This is a genomic window from Bradyrhizobium barranii subsp. apii, assembly GCF_011516635.5.
GTDB lineage: Bacteria > Pseudomonadota > Alphaproteobacteria > Rhizobiales > Xanthobacteraceae > Bradyrhizobium > Bradyrhizobium barranii.
The window spans coordinates 403,562-424,394 of the sequence record NZ_CP096256.1 but is presented as its reverse complement, the minus strand read 5'-3'; the positions used below and the strand labels follow the sequence as shown (position 1 = coordinate 424,394).

The window sequence follows — 20,833 nt, the reverse complement described above, 5'->3', positions numbered from 1 at the left end:
GCGGATGCTGCCGCTGATCGAGCTGACGCAGGAAGAGATCGACCGGGTCGTCGCCACGGTGCCGGGCAGGGTCGCCAACATCCAGGACATCTATGGCCTGTCGCCGCTGCAGGACGGCATTCTGTTCCATCATCTTCTGGCCAGCCGGGGCGATCCCTATCTGCTGGTCAGTCAAATGGCGTTTGCCAAGCGTGGGCTGCTGGATGGCTATCTTGGTGCGGTTCAAGAGGTGGTGGACCGCCACGACATTCTGCGCACGGCCTTTGTCTGGGAGGGCCTGTCGAGCCCGGCGCAGGTGGTGTGGCGCAAGGCGGCCTTGGATGTGCTCGAGGTCGAGCTGGACGAGAATGGCGGTTCCGGTCGCGAGCAGCTGAAGCGGCGGTTCGATCCGCGTCAGTACCGCATCGATCTTGGCCGGGCGCCCTTGATGCGCTTCGTGATCGCGCGCGAGCCGGGCAGCGGGCGCTGGCTGCTGCTGCAGTTGCTGCATCATCTGACAGGGGATCACACGACGCTGGAAGTGATGCATGCCGAGGTGCGGGCCGTGCTGGCGGGACGCGGGCATGAGCTTGCTGTACCGCAGCCGTTCCGCAATCTGGTGGCGCAGGCGCGGCTTGGCATCGATGCCAAGGCGCATGAAGCGTTCTTCCAGGAGATGCTGGGCGACATCGACGAGCCGACGCTGCCGTTCGGGCTTCGCGAGGTGCATGGCGACGGCAGCGGGATCGGCGAGGCGCATCGGATGCTTCCGCAGGCGCTCAACGATCGACTGCGCGCTCAGGCGCGGCGGCTCAGGGTGAGCCTTGCGAGCCTGTGCCATCTGGCCTGGGGGCAAGTGGTGGCGCTGAGCAGCGGCCGAGAGCAGGCGGTGTTCGGCACGGTGCTGTTCGGCCGCATGCATGCGGGTGCGGGCGCCGACCGTGCGATGGGCCTGTTCATCAACACCCTGCCTGTGCGGCTCGACCTTGACGGAGCCGGTGTCGAGGCGAGCGTGCAGGCCACGCATGCGCGGCTTTCCGAGCTGCTGGCGCATGAGCATGCCTCGCTGGCGCTGGCGCAACGCTGCAGCGGCGTTGCGGCGCCGGCGCCGCTGTTCAGCGCGCTGCTGAACTACCGCCACAACACGCCGGCGGCCAAGTCCGGCTCAGGAACGGATGATGTCCTGGCCGGCATCGAACGGCTGGGCGGGGAAGAGCGCACCAACTATCCGTTGACGCTATCGGTGGAGGATTTTGGCGAGGCGCTCGGCCTGACGGCGCAGGTGGCGGAGCCAATCTCTGCGGATCGGGTCTGCGGCTACATGCAGCACACGCTCGAGCAGCTAGCAGATGCATTGGAGCAGGCTCCCGACAGGCCGGTGCGGGAGCTGGACATCTTGCCGGCGGCTGAACGCAGCTATCTGCTGGAGGAGCTGAACCGGACGGCGGCGGCCTATCCGTCGCAGCAGTGCATCCACGAACTGTTCGAGCAGCAGGTGCAAAAGGCGCCGGAGGCGGTGGCGGTGGTCTGCGCGGACGAGCGGTTGAGCTATGGCGAGCTCAATGCGCGGGCCAACCGCCTGGCGCATCATCTGATCGCCTTCGGGGTCAAGCCGGACCTGCCGGTGGCGATCTGCCTGGAGCGCAGCCCGGCGATGGTGGTGGGCGTCTTGGCGATCCTCAAGGCGGGAGGGGCCTATCTGCCGCTGGACCCGGCCTATCCCAGCGCGCGGCTGCGGCAGGTGCTCGAGGATGCGGCGCCGCCGCTGCTGCTGGCCGATGCGGCCGGACGCGCCGCGCTGGGCGGCGACGGGCTCACCGGCGTGACGGTGCTGGATCTGGAGACGGCGACGCCGGCCTGGGCGGAGCTGCCGGCCACCGATCCGGACCCGCGCGCGCTCGGCCTCACCTCACGCCATCTCGCCTATGTCATCTACACCTCCGGCTCAACCGGCACACCAAAGGGCGTCATGGTCGAGCATGGAAGTTTGGTGAACTATTTGTATTGGTCGGATCGCAGCCATTACGAAGGAGCGTTGAACGGTTCGCCGATGCTGCTGTCGTTCAGCTTTGACGGCACCATTACGACCGTGTTCGGTCCACTGCTGGCCGGTACCCAGCTCCGCATTCTAAACCAGGCTTTCCCAATAGATTGGTGTGCGGCCGTCGGGCAGGCTCAGACCTATGATCTGATTAAGCTGACGCCTTCGCATTTAAGCACGCTGACCAATCGGTTTGACGGCTATAAAGGACCAGCTCCAACACGAGTGCTCATGCTTGGAGGCGAAGCCTTAATCCCGGCGGATATACAGTTTTGGCAAGAGCGTTTTCCGACCGTGCGTCTGATCAATCATTACGGTCCGACAGAAGCGACGGTTGGAAGTACCACATTCGCAATATCTGAGGCCGTCGATAAGTTGAGCTCGATCCCGATCGGTCGCCCGATCGCGAACGCGCGGGTGTACTTGCTGGACGCTTATGGTGCGCCGGTTCCGTTCGGAGCGGCGGGTGAGCTTTACATCGGCGGGGCGGGGGTGGCGCGCGGCTATCTGAACCGGCCGGAGCTGACGGCGGAGCGGTTCATCGCCAGCCCGTTTGTGGACGGCGACCGGCTGTACCGGACCGGCGACCTGGGGCGTTATCTTCCGGACGGCAATCTGGAGTTTTTGGGCCGCAACGACGAGCAGGTGAAGATCCGCGGCTTCCGGATCGAGCCGGGCGAGATCGCGGCGCGGCTTTGCGAGCACGCCTGGGTGCGCGAGGCGGTGGTGGTGGCGCAGCAGGATGGCGCCGGCGAGAAGCGGCTGGTGGCCTATGTGGTGTGTGCGTCCGAGGCAGGATCGGACGAGGACGATGGAGGCGGGCTTGCCGGCGCCCTGCGGGCGCATCTGAGCGCGCGGCTGCCGGACTACATGGTGCCGGCGGCGTTCGTGCGGCTGGCGGCGCTGCCGCTGACGGTGAACGGCAAGCTCGACCGCAAGGCACTGCCGGGGCCGGCCGATGCGGCCTATGCGCTGGCGGCCTATGAGGCGCCGCGCGGCGAGGTCGAGACGATGCTGGCCGGGATCTGGGCCGAGCTTCTCGGTGTCGAGCGCATCGGGCGTCACGACAACTTCTTCGAACTCGGTGGCCACTCGCTGCTGGCGGTGCAGCTGATGGAGCGGCTGCGGCGGCTGTCGCTCGGGGTGGAGGTGCGCACCCTGTTCGCCAGACCGGTGCTTTGCGATCTGGCCGCAAGCCTTGGCAGCCATCGCGAGGTGGCGGTGCCCGCCAACCTGATCGACGAGCACAGCACGGCGATCACGCCGCGGATGCTGCCGCTGATCGAGCTGACGCAGGAAGAGATCGACCGGGTCGTCGCCACGGTGCCGGGCAGGGTCGCCAACATCCAGGACATCTATGGCCTGTCGCCGCTGCAGGACGGCATTCTGTTCCATCATCTTCTGGCCAGCCGGGGCGATCCCTATCTGCTGGTCAGTCAAATGGCGTTTGCCAAGCGTGGGCTGCTGGATGGCTATCTTGGTGCGGTTCAAGAGGTGGTGGACCGCCACGACATTCTGCGCACGGCCTTTGTCTGGGAGGGCCTGTCGAGCCCGGCGCAGGTGGTGTGGCGCAAGGCGGCCTTGGATGTGCTCGAGGTCGAGCTGGACGAGAATGGCGGTTCCGGTCGCGAGCAGCTGAAGCGGCGGTTCGATCCGCGTCAGTACCGCATCGATCTTGGCCGGGCGCCCTTGATGCGCTTCGTGATCGCGCGCGTGCCGGGCAGCGGGCGCTGGCTGCTGCTGCAGTTGCTGCATCATCTGACAGGGGATCACACGACGCTGGAAGTGATGCATGCCGAGGTGCGGGCCGTGCTGGCGGGACGCGGGCATGAGCTTGCTGTACCGCAGCCGTTCCGCAATCTGGTGGCGCAGGCGCGGCTTGGCATCGATGCCAAGGCGCATGAAGCGTTCTTCCAGGAGATGCTGGGCGACATCGACGAGCCGACGCTGCCGTTCGGGCTTCGCGAGGTGCATGGCGACGGCAGCGGGATCGGCGAGGCGCATCGGATGCTTCCGCAGGCGCTCAACGATCGACTGCGCGCTCAGGCGCGGCGGCTCAGGGTGAGCCTTGCGAGCCTGTGCCATCTGGCCTGGGGGCAAGTGGTGGCGCTGAGCAGCGGCCGAGAGCAGGCGGTGTTCGGCACGGTGCTGTTCGGCCGCATGCATGCGGGTGCGGGCGCCGACCGTGCGATGGGCCTGTTCATCAACACCCTGCCTGTGCGGCTCGACCTTGACGGAGCCGGTGTCGAGGCGAGCGTGCAGGCCACGCATGCGCGGCTTTCCGAGCTGCTGGCGCATGAGCATGCCTCGCTGGCGCTGGCGCAACGCTGCAGCGGCGTTGCGGCGCCGGCGCCGCTGTTCAGCGCGCTGCTGAACTACCGCCACAACACGCCGGCGGCCAAGTCCGGCTCAGGAACGGATGATGTCCTGGCCGGCATCGAACGGCTGGGCGGGGAAGAGCGCACCAACTATCCGTTGACGCTATCGGTGGAGGATTTTGGCGAGGCGCTCGGCCTGACGGCGCAGGTGGCGGAGCCAATCTCTGCGGATCGGGTCTGCGGCTACATGCAGCACACGCTCGAGCAGCTAGCAGATGCATTGGAGCAGGCTCCCGACAGGCCGGTGCGGGAGCTGGACATCTTGCCGGCGGCTGAACGCAGCTATCTGCTGGAGGAGCTGAACCGGACGGCGGCGGCCTATCCGTCGCAGCGGTGCATCCACGAACTGTTCGAGCAGCAGGTGCAAAAGGCGCCGGAGGCGGTGGCGGTGGTCTGCGCGGACGAGCGGTTGAGCTATGGCGAGCTCAATGCGCGGGCCAACCGCCTGGCGCATCATCTGATCGCCTTCGGGGTCAAGCCGGACCTGCCGGTGGCGATCTGCCTGGAGCGCAGCCCGGCGATGGTGGTGGGCGTCTTGGCGATCCTCAAGGCGGGAGGGGCCTATCTGCCGCTGGACCCGGCCTATCCCAGCGCGCGGCTGCGGCAGGTGCTCGAGGATGCGGCGCCGCCGCTGCTGCTGGCCGATGCGGCCGGACGCGCCGCGCTGGGCGGCGACGGGCTCACCGGCGTGACGGTGCTGGATCTGGAGACGGCGACGCCGGCCTGGGCGGAGCTGCCGGCCACCGATCCGGACCCGCGCGCGCTCGGCCTCACCTCACGCCATCTCGCCTATGTCATCTACACCTCCGGCTCAACCGGCACACCAAAGGGCGTCATGGTCGAGCATCGGGGATTGGTCAATCTTGTCACATGGCATGTGCAAACGTTTTGTCCGCAACCAGAGGCCTGCTGCGCACTCGCGGCTGGAGTGGCATTCGATGCCAGCACTTGGGAGCTATGGTCTGCGTTATGTAACCGCAGCACATTGCAGCTGCCGCCCAGAGCGGCAGCTGCAGATTCCTTACATCTGCTGCAATGGTGGCGAGATCAATCGCTGGACGTTGCCTTCTTGAGCACGCCACTGGCTACACTCGCGCTGGACGATAAGCTCATCAATTCCAGATTGGAGTACTTGCTTGTTGGCGGGGATCGTCTTCAGCGTGTGCCTGGGCCTCTGTCGCCTCTGAAGCTAATCAACAACTATGGGCCTACTGAAGCTACGGTCGTGGCGACCTCAGGACGGCTCTTCAGCGACAACGCTGTGCCACATGTCGGTCGCCCGATCGCGAACGCGCGGGTGTACTTGCTGGACGCTTATGGTGCGCCGGTTCCGTTCGGAGCGGCGGGTGAGCTTTACATCGGCGGGGCAGGGGTGGCGCGCGGCTATCTGAACCGTCCGGAGCTGACGGCGGAGCGGTTCATCGCCAGCCCGTTTGTGGACGGCGACCGGCTGTACCGGACCGGCGACCTGGGGCGTTATCTTCCGGACGGCAATCTGGAGTTTTTGGGCCGCAACGACGAGCAGGTGAAGATCCGCGGCTTCCGGATCGAGCCGGGCGAGATTGCGGCGCGGCTTTGCGAGCACGCCTGGGTGCGCGAGGCGGTGGTGGTGGCGCAGCAGGATGGCGCCGGCGAGAAGCGGCTGGTGGCCTATGTGGTATGTGCGTCCGAGGCAGGATCGGACGAGGACGATGGAGGCGGGCTTGCCGGCGCCCTGCGGGCGCATCTGAGCGCGCGGCTGCCGGACTACATGGTGCCGGCGGCGTTCGTGCGGCTGGCGGCGCTGCCGCTGACGGTGAACGGCAAGCTCGACCGCAAGGCACTGCCGGGGCCGGCCGATGCGGCCTATGCGCTGGCGGCCTATGAGGCGCCGCGCGGCGAGGTCGAGACGATGCTGGCCGGGATCTGGGCCGAGCTTCTCGGTGTCGAGCGCATCGGGCGTCACGACAACTTCTTCGAACTCGGTGGCCACTCGCTGCTGGCGGTGCAGCTGATGGAGCGGCTGCGGCGGCTGTCGCTCGGGGTGGAGGTGCGCACCCTGTTCGCCAGACCGGTGCTTTGCGATCTGGCCGCAAGCCTTGGCAGCCATCGCGAGGTGGCGGTGCCCGCCAACCTGATCGACGAGCACAGCACGGCGATCACGCCGCGGATGCTGCCGCTGATCGAGCTGACGCAGGAAGAGATCGACCGGGTCGTCGCCACGGTGCCGGGCAGGGTCGCCAACATCCAGGACATCTATGGCCTGTCGCCGCTGCAGGACGGCATTCTGTTCCATCATCTTCTGGCCAGCCGGGGCGATCCCTATCTGCTGGTCAGTCAAATGGCGTTTGCCAAGCGTGGGCTGCTGGATGGCTATCTTGGTGCGGTTCAAGAGGTGGTGGACCGCCACGACATTCTGCGCACGGCCTTTGTCTGGGAGGGCCTGTCGAGCCCGGCGCAGGTGGTGTGGCGCAAGGCGGCCTTGGATGTGCTCGAGGTCGAGCTGGACGAGAATGGCGGTTCCGGTCGCGAGCAGCTGAAGCGGCGGTTCGATCCGCGTCAGTACCGCATCGATCTTGGCCGGGCGCCCTTGATGCGCTTCGTGATCGCGCGCGAGCCGGGCAGCGGGCGCTGGCTGCTGCTGCAGTTGCTGCATCATCTGACAGGGGATCACACGACGCTGGAAGTGATGCATGCCGAGGTGCGGGCCGTGCTGGCGGGACGCGGGCATGAGCTTGCTGTACCGCAGCCGTTCCGCAATCTGGTGGCGCAGGCGCGGCTTGGCATCGATGCCAAGGCGCATGAAGCGTTCTTCCAGGAGATGCTGGGCGACATCGACGAGCCGACGCTGCCGTTCGGGCTTCGCGAGGTGCATGGCGACGGCAGCGGGATCGGCGAGGCGCATCGGATGCTTCCGCAGGCGCTCAACGATCGACTGCGCGCTCAGGCGCGGCGGCTCAGGGTGAGCCTTGCGAGCCTGTGCCATCTGGCCTGGGGGCAAGTGGTGGCGCTGAGCAGCGGCCGAGAGCAGGCGGTGTTCGGCACGGTGCTGTTCGGCCGCATGCATGCGGGTGCGGGCGCCGACCGTGCGATGGGCCTGTTCATCAACACCCTGCCTGTGCGGCTCGACCTTGACGGAGCCGGTGTCGAGGCGAGCGTGCAGGCCACGCATGCGCGGCTTTCCGAGCTGCTGGCGCATGAGCATGCCTCGCTGGCGCTGGCGCAACGCTGCAGCGGCGTTGCGGCGCCGGCGCCGCTGTTCAGCGCGCTGCTGAACTACCGCCACAACACGCCGGCGGCCAAGTCCGGCTCAGGAACGGATGATGTCCTGGCCGGCATCGAACGGCTGGGCGGGGAAGAGCGCACCAACTATCCGTTGACGCTATCGGTGGAGGATTTTGGCGAGGCGCTCGGCCTGACGGCGCAGGTGGCGGAGCCAATCTCTGCGGATCGGGTCTGCGGCTACATGCAGCACACGCTCGAGCAGCTAGCAGATGCATTGGAGCAGGCTCCCGACAGGCCGGTGCGGGAGCTGGACATCTTGCCGGCGGCTGAACGCAGCTATCTGCTGGAGGAGCTGAACCGGACGGCGGCGGCCTATCCGTCGCAGCAGTGCATCCACGAACTGTTCGAGCAGCAGGTGCAAAAGGCGCCGGAGGCGGTGGCGGTGGTCTGCGCGGACGAGCGGTTGAGCTATGGCGAGCTCAATGCGCGGGCCAACCGCCTGGCGCATCATCTGATCGCCTTCGGGGTCAAGCCGGACCTGCCGGTGGCGATCTGCCTGGAGCGCAGCCCGGCGATGGTGGTGGGCGTCTTGGCGATCCTCAAGGCGGGAGGGGCCTATCTGCCGCTGGACCCGGCCTATCCCAGCGCGCGGCTGCGGCAGGTGCTCGAGGATGCGGCGCCGCCGCTGCTGCTGGCCGATGCGGCCGGACGCGCCGCGCTGGGCGGCGACGGGCTCACCGGCGTGACGGTGCTGGATCTGGAGACGGCGACGCCGGCCTGGGCGGAGCTGCCGGCCACCGATCCGGACCCGCGCGCGCTCGGCCTCACCTCACGCCATCTCGCCTATGTCATCTACACCTCCGGCTCAACCGGCACACCAAAGGGCGTCATGGTCGAGCATGGAAGTTTGGTGAACTATTTGTATTGGTCGGATCGCAGCCATTACGAAGGAGCGTTGAACGGTTCGCCGATGCTGCTGTCGTTCAGCTTTGACGGCACCATTACGACCGTGTTCGGTCCACTGCTGGCCGGTACCCAGCTCCGCATTCTAAACCAGGCTTTCCCAATAGATTGGTGTGCGGCCGTCGGGCAGGCTCAGACCTATGATCTGATTAAGCTGACGCCTTCGCATTTAAGCACGCTGACCAATCGGTTTGACGGCTATAAAGGACCAGCTCCAACACGAGTGCTCATGCTTGGAGGCGAAGCCTTAATCCCGGCGGATATACAGTTTTGGCAAGAGCGTTTTCCGACCGTGCGTCTGATCAATCATTACGGTCCGACAGAAGCGACGGTTGGAAGTACCACATTCGCAATATCTGAGGCCGTCGATAAGTTGAGCTCGATCCCGATCGGTCGCCCGATCGCGAACGCGCGGGTGTACTTGCTGGACGCTTATGGTGCGCCGGTTCCGTTCGGAGCGGCGGGTGAGCTTTACATCGGCGGGGCGGGGGTGGCGCGCGGCTATCTGAACCGGCCGGAGCTGACGGCGGAGCGGTTCATCGCCAGCCCGTTTGTGGACGGCGACCGGCTGTACCGGACCGGCGACCTGGGGCGTTATCTTCCGGACGGCAATCTGGAGTTTTTGGGCCGCAACGACGAGCAGGTGAAGATCCGCGGCTTCCGGATCGAGCCGGGCGAGATCGCGGCGCGGCTTTGCGAGCACGCCTGGGTGCGCGAGGCGGTGGTGGTGGCGCAGCAGGATGGCGCCGGCGAGAAGCGGCTGGTGGCCTATGTGGTGTGTGCGTCCGAGGCAGGATCGGACGAGGACGATGGAGGCGGGCTTGCCGGCGCCCTGCGGGCGCATCTGAGCGCGCGGCTGCCGGACTACATGGTGCCGGCGGCGTTCGTGCGGCTGGCGGCGCTGCCGCTGACGGTGAACGGCAAGCTCGACCGCAAGGCACTGCCGGGGCCGGCCGATGCGGCCTATGCGCTGGCGGCCTATGAGGCGCCGCGCGGCGAGGTCGAGACGATGCTGGCCGGGATCTGGGCCGAGCTTCTCGGTGTCGAGCGCATCGGGCGTCACGACAACTTCTTCGAACTCGGTGGCCACTCGCTGCTGGCGGTGCAGCTGATGGAGCGGCTGCGGCGGCTGTCGCTCGGGGTGGAGGTGCGCACCCTGTTCGCCAGACCGGTGCTTTGCGATCTGGCCGCAAGCCTTGGCAGCCATCGCGAGGTGGCGGTGCCCGCCAACCTGATCGACGAGCACAGCACGGCGATCACGCCGCGGATGCTGCCGCTGATCGAGCTGACGCAGGAAGAGATCGACCGGGTCGTCGCCACGGTGCCGGGCAGGGTCGCCAACATCCAGGACATCTATGGCCTGTCGCCGCTGCAGGACGGCATTCTGTTCCATCATCTTCTGGCCAGCCGGGGCGATCCCTATCTGCTGGTCAGTCAAATGGCGTTTGCCAAGCGTGGGCTGCTGGATGGCTATCTTGGTGCGGTTCAAGAGGTGGTGGACCGCCACGACATTCTGCGCACGGCCTTTGTCTGGGAGGGCCTGTCGAGCCCGGCGCAGGTGGTGTGGCGCAAGGCGGCCTTGGATGTGCTCGAGGTCGAGCTGGACGAGAATGGCGGTTCCGGTCGCGAGCAGCTGAAGCGGCGGTTCGATCCGCGTCAGTACCGCATCGATCTTGGCCGGGCGCCCTTGATGCGCTTCGTGATCGCGCGCGAGCCGGGCAGCGGGCGCTGGCTGCTGCTGCAGTTGCTGCATCATCTGACAGGGGATCACACGACGCTGGAAGTGATGCATGCCGAGGTGCGGGCCGTGCTGGCGGGACGCGGGCATGAGCTTGCTGTACCGCAGCCGTTCCGCAATCTGGTGGCGCAGGCGCGGCTTGGCATCGATGCCAAGGCGCATGAAGCGTTCTTCCAGGAGATGCTGGGCGACATCGACGAGCCGACGCTGCCGTTCGGGCTTCGCGAGGTGCATGGCGACGGCAGCGGGATCGGCGAGGCGCATCGGATGCTTCCGCAGGCGCTCAACGATCGACTGCGCGCTCAGGCGCGGCGGCTCAGGGTGAGCCTTGCGAGCCTGTGCCATCTGGCCTGGGGGCAAGTGGTGGCGCTGAGCAGCGGCCGAGAGCAGGCGGTGTTCGGCACGGTGCTGTTCGGCCGCATGCATGCGGGTGCGGGCGCCGACCGTGCGATGGGCCTGTTCATCAACACCCTGCCTGTGCGGCTCGACCTTGACGGAGCCGGTGTCGAGGCGAGCGTGCAGGCCACGCATGCGCGGCTTTCCGAGCTGCTGGCGCATGAGCATGCCTCGCTGGCGCTGGCGCAACGCTGCAGCGGCGTTGCGGCGCCGGCGCCGCTGTTCAGCGCGCTGCTGAACTACCGCCACAACACGCCGGCGGCCAAGTCCGGCTCAGGAACGGATGATGTCCTGGCCGGCATCGAACGGCTGGGCGGGGAAGAGCGCACCAACTATCCGTTGACGCTATCGGTGGAGGATTTTGGCGAGGCGCTCGGCCTGACGGCGCAGGTGGCGGAGCCAATCTCTGCGGATCGGGTCTGCGGCTACATGCAGCACACGCTCGAGCAGCTAGCAGATGCATTGGAGCAGGCTCCCGACAGGCCGGTGCGGGAGCTGGACATCTTGCCGGCGGCTGAACGCAGCTATCTGCTGGAGGAGCTGAACCGGACGGCGGCGGCCTATCCGTCGCAGCGGTGCATCCACGAACTGTTCGAGCAGCAGGTGCAAAAGGCGCCGGAGGCGGTGGCGGTGGTCTGCGCGGACGAGCGGTTGAGCTATGGCGAGCTCAATGCGCGGGCCAACCGCCTGGCGCATCATCTGATCGCCTTCGGGGTCAAGCCGGACCTGCCGGTGGCGATCTGCCTGGAGCGCAGCCCGGCGATGGTGGTGGGCGTCTTGGCGATCCTCAAGGCGGGAGGGGCCTATCTGCCGCTGGACCCGGCCTATCCCAGCGCGCGGCTGCGGCAGGTGCTCGAGGATGCGGCGCCGCCGCTGCTGCTGGCCGATGCGGCCGGACGCGCCGCGCTGGGCGGCGACGGGCTCACCGGCGTGACGGTGCTGGATCTGGAGACGGCGACGCCGGCCTGGGCGGAGCTGCCGGCCACCGATCCGGACCCGCGCGCGCTCGGCCTCACCTCACGCCATCTCGCCTATGTCATCTACACCTCCGGCTCAACCGGCACACCAAAGGGCGTCATGGTCGAGCATCGGGGATTGGTCAACTATCTGTCCTGGGCCTGCGACGTTTATGATCCCCGGTCCTCTTCCATGGTGTCCTCATCACTCGCCTTCGATTCAACGATTACGAGCCTATTTGCGCCTCTGATCTGTGGTGGCCACACACAGCTTGTGATGGAGGAAGACAACGTCGAGGGACTAAGGATAACGATCAGTTCCCACTGCGGCGTAATCAAGATCACGCCGAGCCATCTGGATGCCCTTGGGCAACAGATGCTGGCACAGAAGGTGTCAAGCCAGGTCGACACTTTTATTATCGGCGGGGAACCGCTTTCGCATTCAACGGTCTCGTTGTGGCGCAGCATCCAGCCTATGGCCAGGATGGTGAATGAATATGGCCCGACCGAAGCTGTCGTCGGCTGCGTCTTCTTTGACATTCCGACCGGGCTCGCCACCTCCACAAACGTCCCGATCGGTCGCCCGATCGCGAACGCGCGGGTGTACTTGCTGGACGCTTATGGTGCGCCGGTTCCGTTCGGAGCGGCGGGTGAGCTTTACATCGGCGGGGCAGGGGTGGCGCGCGGCTATCTGAACCGGCCGGAGCTGACGGCGGAGCGGTTCATCGCCAGCCCGTTTGTGGACGGCGACCGGCTGTACCGGACCGGCGACCTGGGGCGTTATCTTCCGGACGGCAATCTGGAGTTTTTGGGCCGCAACGACGAGCAGGTGAAGATCCGCGGCTTCCGGATCGAGCCGGGCGAGATCGCGGCGCGGCTTTGCGAGCACGCCTGGGTGCGCGAGGCGGTGGTGGTGGCGCAGCAGGATGGCGCCGGCGAGAAGCGGCTGGTGGCCTATGTGGTGTGTGCGTCCGAGGCAGGATCGGACGAGGACGATGGAGGCGGGCTTGCCGGCGCCCTGCGGGCGCATCTGAGCGCGCGGCTGCCGGACTACATGGTGCCGGCGGCGTTCGTGCGGCTGGCGGCGCTGCCGCTGACGGTGAACGGCAAGCTCGACCGCAAGGCACTGCCGGGGCCGGCCGATGCGGCCTATGCGCTGGCGGCCTATGAGGCGCCGCGCGGCGAGGTCGAGACGATGCTGGCCGGGATCTGGGCCGAGCTTCTCGGTGTCGAGCGCATCGGGCGTCACGACAACTTCTTCGAACTCGGTGGCCACTCGCTGCTGGCGGTGCAGCTGATGGAGCGGCTGCGGCGGCTGTCGCTCGGGGTGGAGGTGCGCACCCTGTTCGCCAGACCGGTGCTTTGCGATCTGGCCGCAAGCCTTGGCAGCCATCGCGAGGTGGCGGTGCCCGCCAACCTGATCGACGAGCACAGCACGGCGATCACGCCGCGGATGCTGCCGCTGATCGAGCTGACGCAGGAAGAGATCGACCGGGTCGTCGCCACGGTGCCGGGCAGGGTCGCCAACATCCAGGACATCTATGGCCTGTCGCCGCTGCAGGACGGCATTCTGTTCCATCATCTTCTGGCCAGCCGGGGCGATCCCTATCTGCTGGTCAGTCAAATGGCGTTTGCCAAGCGTGGGCTGCTGGATGGCTATCTTGGTGCGGTTCAAGAGGTGGTGGACCGCCACGACATTCTGCGCACGGCCTTTGTCTGGGAGGGCCTGTCGAGCCCGGCGCAGGTGGTGTGGCGCAAGGCGGCCTTGGATGTGCTCGAGGTCGAGCTGGACGAGAATGGCGGTTCCGGTCGCGAGCAGCTGAAGCGGCGGTTCGATCCGCGTCAGTACCGCATCGATCTTGGCCGGGCGCCCTTGATGCGCTTCGTGATCGCGCGCGAGCCGGGCAGCGGGCGCTGGCTGCTGCTGCAGTTGCTGCATCATCTGACAGGGGATCACACGACGCTGGAAGTGATGCATGCCGAGGTGCGGGCCGTGCTGGCGGGACGCGGGCATGAGCTTGCTGTACCGCAGCCGTTCCGCAATCTGGTGGCGCAGGCGCGGCTTGGCATCGATGCCAAGGCGCATGAAGCGTTCTTCCAGGAGATGCTGGGCGACATCGACGAGCCGACGCTGCCGTTCGGGCTTCGCGAGGTGCATGGCGACGGCAGCGGGATCGGCGAGGCGCATCGGATGCTTCCGCAGGCGCTCAACGATCGACTGCGCGCTCAGGCGCGGCGGCTCAGGGTGAGCCTTGCGAGCCTGTGCCATCTGGCCTGGGGGCAAGTGGTGGCGCTGAGCAGCGGCCGAGAGCAGGCGGTGTTCGGCACGGTGCTGTTCGGCCGCATGCATGCGGGTGCGGGCGCCGACCGTGCGATGGGCCTGTTCATCAACACCCTGCCTGTGCGGCTCGACCTTGACGGAGCCGGTGTCGAGGCGAGCGTGCAGGCCACGCATGCGCGGCTTTCCGAGCTGCTGGCGCATGAGCATGCCTCGCTGGCGCTGGCGCAACGCTGCAGCGGCGTTGCGGCGCCGGCGCCGCTGTTCAGCGCGCTGCTGAACTACCGCCACAACACGCCGGCGGCCAAGTCCGGCTCAGGAACGGATGATGTCCTGGCCGGCATCGAACGGCTGGGCGGGGAAGAGCGCACCAACTATCCGTTGACGCTATCGGTGGAGGATTTTGGCGAGGCGCTCGGCCTGACGGCGCAGGTGGCGGAGCCAATCTCTGCGGATCGGGTCTGCGGCTACATGCAGCACACGCTCGAGCAGCTAGCAGATGCATTGGAGCAGGCTCCCGACAGGCCGGTGCGGGAGCTGGACATCTTGCCGGCGGCTGAACGCAGCTATCTGCTGGAGGAGCTGAACCGGACGGCGGCGGCCTATCCGTCGCAGCGGTGCATCCACGAACTGTTCGAGCAGCAGGTGCAAAAGGCGCCGGAGGCGGTGGCGGTGGTCTGCGCGGACGAGCGGTTGAGCTATGGCGAGCTCAATGCGCGGGCCAACCGCCTGGCGCATCATCTGATCGCCTTCGGGGTCAAGCCGGACCTGCCGGTGGCGATCTGCCTGGAGCGCAGCCCGGCGATGGTGGTGGGCGTCTTGGCGATCCTCAAGGCGGGAGGGGCCTATCTGCCGCTGGACCCGGCCTATCCCAGCGCGCGGCTGCGGCAGGTGCTCGAGGATGCGGCGCCGCCGCTGCTGCTGGCCGATGCGGCCGGACGCGCCGCGCTGGGCGGCGACGGGCTCACCGGCGTGACGGTGCTGGATCTGGAGACGGCGACGCCGGCCTGGGCGGAGCTGCCGGCCACCGATCCGGACCCGCGCGCGCTCGGCCTCACCTCACGCCATCTCGCCTATGTCATCTACACCTCCGGCTCAACCGGCACACCAAAGGGCGTCATGGTCGAGCATCGGGGATTGGTCAACTATCTGTCCTGGGCCTGCGACGTTTATGATCCCCGGTCCTCTTCCATGGTGTCCTCATCACTCGCCTTCGATTCAACCATAAACAGCCTGTTTACACCTTTACTTCATGGTGACCATGCTTCCCTTTTAAAGAAAGGAGATGAGGTCGAAGGACTAAAGACAAGGATCGGCTCGGCATGTGGGCTGGTCAATATCACGCCGAGCCATCTGGATGCCCTTGGGCAACAGATGCTGGCACAGAAGGTGTCAAGCCAGGTCGACACTTTTATTATCGGCGGGGAACCGCTTTCGCATTCAACGGTCTCGTTGTGGCGCAGCATCCAGCCTATGGCCAGGATGGTGAATGAATATGGCCCGACCGAAGCTGTCGTCGGCTGCGTCTTCTTTGACATTCCGACCGGGCTCGCCACCTCCACAAACGTCCCGATCGGTCGCCCGATCGCGAACGCGCGGGTGTACTTGCTGGACGCTTATGGTGCGCCGGTTCCGTTCGGAGCGGCGGGTGAGCTTTACATCGGCGGGGCAGGGGTGGCGCGCGGCTATCTGAACCGTCCGGAGCTGACGGCGGAGCGGTTCATCGCCAGCCCGTTTGTGGACGGCGACCGGCTGTACCGGACCGGCGACCTGGGGCGTTATCTTCCGGACGGCAATCTGGAGTTTTTGGGCCGCAACGACGAGCAGGTGAAGATCCGCGGCTTCCGGATCGAGCCGGGCGAGATTGCGGCGCGGCTTTGCGAGCACGCCTGGGTGCGCGAGGCGGTGGTGGTGGCGCAGCAGGATGGCGCCGGCGAGAAGCGGCTGGTGGCCTATGTGGTATGTGCGTCCGAGGCAGGATCGGACGAGGACGATGGAGGCGGGCTTGCCGGCGCCCTGCGGGCGCATCTGAGCGCGCGGCTGCCGGACTACATGGTGCCGGCGGCGTTCGTGCGGTTGGCGGCGCTGCCGCTGACGGTGAACGGCAAGCTCGACCGCAAGGCACTGCCGGGGCCGGCCGATGCGGCCTATGCGCTGGCGGCCTATGAGGCGCCGCGCGGCGAGGTCGAGACGATGCTGGCCGGGATCTGGGCCGAGCTTCTCGGTGTCGAGCGCATCGGGCGTCACGACAACTTCTTCGAACTCGGTGGCCACTCGCTGCTGGCGGTGCAGCTGATGGAGCGGCTGCGGCGGCTGTCGCTCGGGGTGGAGGTGCGCACCCTGTTCGCCAGACCGGTGCTTTGCGATCTGGCCGCAAGCCTTGGCAGCCATCGCGAGGTGGCGGTGCCCGCCAACCTGATCGACGAGCACAGCACGGCGATCACGCCGCGGATGCTGCCGCTGATCGAGCTGACGCAGGAAGAGATCGACCGGGTCGTCGCCACGGTGCCGGGCAGGGTCGCCAACATCCAGGACATCTATGGCCTGTCGCCGCTGCAGGACGGCATTCTGTTCCATCATCTTCTGGCCAGCCGGGGCGATCCCTATCTGCTGGTCAGTCAAATGGCGTTTGCCAAGCGTGGGCTGCTGGATGGCTATCTTGGTGCGGTTCAAGAGGTGGTGGACCGCCACGACATTCTGCGCACGGCCTTTGTCTGGGAGGGCCTGTCGAGCCCGGCGCAGGTGGTGTGGCGCAAGGCGGCCTTGGATGTGCTCGAGGTCGAACTGGACGAGAATGGCGGTTCCGGTCGCGAGCAGCTGAAGCGGCGGTTCGATCCGCGTCAGTACCGCATCGATCTTGGCCGGGCGCCCTTGATGCGCTTCGTGATCGCGCGCGAGCCGGGCAGCGGGCGCTGGCTGCTGCTGCAGTTGCTGCATCATCTGACAGGGGATCACACGACGCTGGAAGTGATGCATGCCGAGGTGCGGGCCGTGCTGGCGGGACGCGGGCATGAGCTTGCTGTACCGCAGCCGTTCCGCAATCTGGTGGCGCAGGCGCGGCTTGGCATCGATGCCAAGGCGCATGAAGCGTTCTTCCAGGAGATGCTGGGCGACATCGACGAGCCGACGCTGCCGTTCGGGCTTCGCGAGGTGCATGGCGACGGCAGCGGGATCGGCGAGGCGCATCGGATGCTTCCGCAGGCGCTCAACGATCGACTGCGCGCTCAGGCGCGGCGGCTCAGGGTGAGCCTTGCGAGCCTGTGCCATCTGGCCTGGGGGCAAGTGGTGGCGCTGAGCAGCGGCCGAGAGCAGGCGGTGTTCGGCACGGTGCTGTTCGGCCGCATGCATGCGGGTGCGGGCGCCGACCGTGCGATGGGCCTGTTCATCAACACCCTGCCTGTGCGGCTCGACCTTGACGGAGCCGGTGTCGAGGCGAGCGTGCAGGCCACGCATGCGCGGCTTTCCGAGCTGCTGGCGCATGAGCATGCCTCGCTGGCGCTGGCGCAACGCTGCAGCGGCGTTGCGGCGCCGGCGCCGCTGTTCAGCGCGCTGCTGAACTACCGCCACAACACGCCGGCGGCCAAGTCCGGCTCAGGAACGGATGATGTCCTGGCCGGCATCGAACGGCTGGGCGGGGAAGAGCGCACCAACTATCCGTTGACGCTATCGGTGGAGGATTTTGGCGAGGCGCTCGGCCTGACGGCGCAGGTGGCGGAGCCAATCTCTGCGGATCGGGTCTGCGGCTACATGCAGCACACGCTCGAGCAGCTAGCAGATGCATTGGAGCAGGCTCCCGACAGGCCGGTGCGGGAGCTGGACATCTTGCCGGCGGCTGAACGCAGCTATCTGCTGGAGGAGCTGAACCGGACGGCGGCGGCCTATCCGTCGCAGCGGTGCATCCACGAACTGTTCGAGCAGCAGGTGCAAAAGGCGCCGGAGGCGGTGGCGGTGGTCTGCGCGGACGAGCGGTTGAGCTATGGCGAGCTCAATGCGCGGGCCAACCGCCTGGCGCATCATCTGATCGCCTTCGGGGTCAAGCCGGACCTGCCGGTGGCGATCTGCCTGGAGCGCAGCCCGGCGATGGTGGTGGGCGTCTTGGCGATCCTCAAGGCGGGAGGGGCCTATCTGCCGCTGGACCCGGCCTATCCCAGCGCGCGGCTGCGGCAGGTGCTCGAGGATGCGGCGCCGCCGCTGCTGCTGGCCGATGCGGCCGGACGCGCCGCGCTGGGCGGCGACGGGCTCACCGGCGTGACGGTGCTGGATCTGGAGACGGCGACGCCGGCCTGGGCGGAGCTGCCGGCCACCGATCCGGACCCGCGCGCGCTCGGCCTCACCTCACGCCATCTCGCCTATGTCATCTACACCTCCGGCTCAACCGGCACACCAAAGGGCGTCATGGTCGAGCATGGAAGTTTGGTGAACTATTTGTATTGGTCGGATCGCAGCCATTACGAAGGAGCGTTGAACGGTTCGCCGATGCTGCTGTCGTTCAGCTTTGACGGCACCATTACGACCGTGTTCGGTCCACTGCTGGCCGGTACCCAGCTCCGCATTCTAAACCAGGCTTTCCCAATAGATTGGTGTGCGGCCGTCGGGCAGGCTCAGACCTATGATCTGATTAAGCTGACGCCTTCGCATTTAAGCACGCTGACCAATCGGTTTGACGGCTATAAAGGACCAGCTCCAACACGAGTGCTCATGCTTGGAGGCGAAGCCTTAATCCCGGCGGATATACAGTTTTGGCAAGAGCGTTTTCCGACCGTGCGTCTGATCAATCATTACGGTCCGACAGAAGCGACGGTTGGAAGTACCACATTCGCAATATCTGAGGCCGTCGATAAGTTGAGCTCGATCCCGATCGGTCGCCCGATCGCGAACGCGCGGGTGTACTTGCTGGACGCTTATGGTGCGCCGGTTCCGTTCGGAGCGGCGGGTGAGCTTTACATCGGCGGGGCGGGGGTAGCGCGCGGCTATCTGAACCGGCCGGAGCTGACGGCGGAGCGGTTCATCGCCAGCCCGTTTGTGGACGGCGACCGGCTGTACCGGACCGGCGACCTGGGGCGTTATCTTCCGGACGGCAATCTGGAGTTTTTGGGCCGCAACGACGAGCAGGTGAAGATCCGCGGCTTCCGGATCGAGCCGGGCGAGATCGCGGCACGGCTTTGCGAGCACGCCTGGGTGCGCGAGGCGGTGGTGGTGGCGCAGCAGGATGGCGCCGGCGAGAAGCGGCTGGTGGCCTATGTGGTGTGTGCGTCCGAGGCAGGATCGGACGAGGACGATGGAGGCGGGCTTGCCGGCGCCCTGCGGGCGCATCTGAGCGCGCGGCTGCCGGACTACATGGTGCCGGCGGCGTTCGTGCGGCTGGCGGCGCTGCCGCTGACGGTGAACGGCAAGCTCGACCGCAAGGCACTGCCGGGGCCGGCCGATGCGGCCTATGCGCTGGCGGCCTATGAGGCGCCGCGCGGCGAGGTCGAGACGATGCTGGCCGGGATCTGGGCCGAGCTTCTCGGTGTCGAGCGCATCGGGCGTCACGACAACTTCTTCGAACTCGGTGGCCACTCGCTGCTGGCGGTGCAGCTGATCAGCCAAGCACTAAACCGAGGATTAATGTTGGGTGCTGCCGATCTTTTCCAGGCCCCGGTCCTGAAGCTGCTTGCGTCGAAAGTTCACTTGGACCACCTCCGTCACACAGCTGGAGTGCTGCCGGTACGGACGAACGGATCTCAATCACCACTATTCTACGTTCCGACAGGCTATGGAGATTGCTCATACGTCCTATCGTTGGTGAAGGATATGGAAATAGACTGCCCTGTCTACGCTCTGCCATGGCCATCGTTCAACGAAAATGATCGGCCAACGCTCGAAGCGATAGCCGCGCAAGTCGTTTTGGCCGTGAAGAAAACCCAGCCGCGTGGCCCCTACCGTCTTGCTGGATATTCCTCGGGGGCAATCTTGGCTTATGCGATTGCCCAGCACTTACTGAGCATCGATGACGCCGTATCGTTCGTTGCTTTCATCGATGTCACCCTTTCCGCAACTCCATCGAACATGTCGGATGCGCAAATAGCGCTAGAAATGATTTTCGAGCCTCTCGATACTCTAGATGATAAACGCTTCCAACTCTTGGAGCGTCTTGCCAAGGAATGCTCAATTACTGAGTTGCTTCAGAAGGCACAGCAGATCGGCGCAATAATAGTAGACGAAGAACTCTACGCTACGGCTTCGATGTACGCACACTTTCACCAGGCGCTGCAGTCATATGAAATTCCAGCCCTGCCATTGGAAATACATCAATTTTATGCCGCCGAACCTTCCGGGGGGCGGCGTGTGCGAGCCGACGCTTCGATGCGTACAGAACAGAGGTCACCTATGCGCGGTTGGGACCGGATCCTGGATGTCGCGGCCATTCATGCCGTGCCGATTCCCGGTGATCATTTAACACTGATGAGCGTTTGGGAAAATCGTCGGGTTCTGGCCGCTGTTCTATCGAAGGCCTTAGCAACTGATCCACCCCCTAGAATCTTCGATCAACACGGCAGCGGTTGGCGGCAATGAGAAGCTGATGACGTCACGGCACCGACAATTTGAGAACCAACTGAGACGCGACAACGCGTTGCCTCACCTGAGGTTGGACCAAATACGTGGATTGCGGGGCCCACAGCACCGGCGCGCGTGGAAGGCATAGCCCTCGAATAGCCAGGGAACTGAGCGGCGTCGACATCCGCTATGCTGTCCAATTCGAGGGCGGCCACTCGGGCAGCGGCACAAAGAGCTGGCCCCGGTTGTTTGGACAGTGCCCCGCGGAAATTAAGTGGATTCCTGCCAGGTTACACTGAATGCGGGGCTTTGCGATTTTGTCGTTGCGCCGGGAGAAGCTATGGGAGGCGGCGAGGCTGAGGG

1 protein-coding gene is annotated in these 20,833 nt (G+C 66.1%); it reads left to right on the top strand.

Features of this window, described 5'->3' with window-relative positions; translation table 11 throughout:
• Positions 1 to 4 precede the first annotated feature (4 nt).
• On the top strand, positions 5 to 20,488 hold the full coding sequence (locus HAP41_RS48925) for an amino acid adenylation domain-containing protein (protein WP_414643410.1): 20,484 nt from the start codon (positions 5 to 7) through the stop codon (positions 20,486 to 20,488).
• Positions 20,489 to 20,833: the final 345 nt, after the last annotated feature.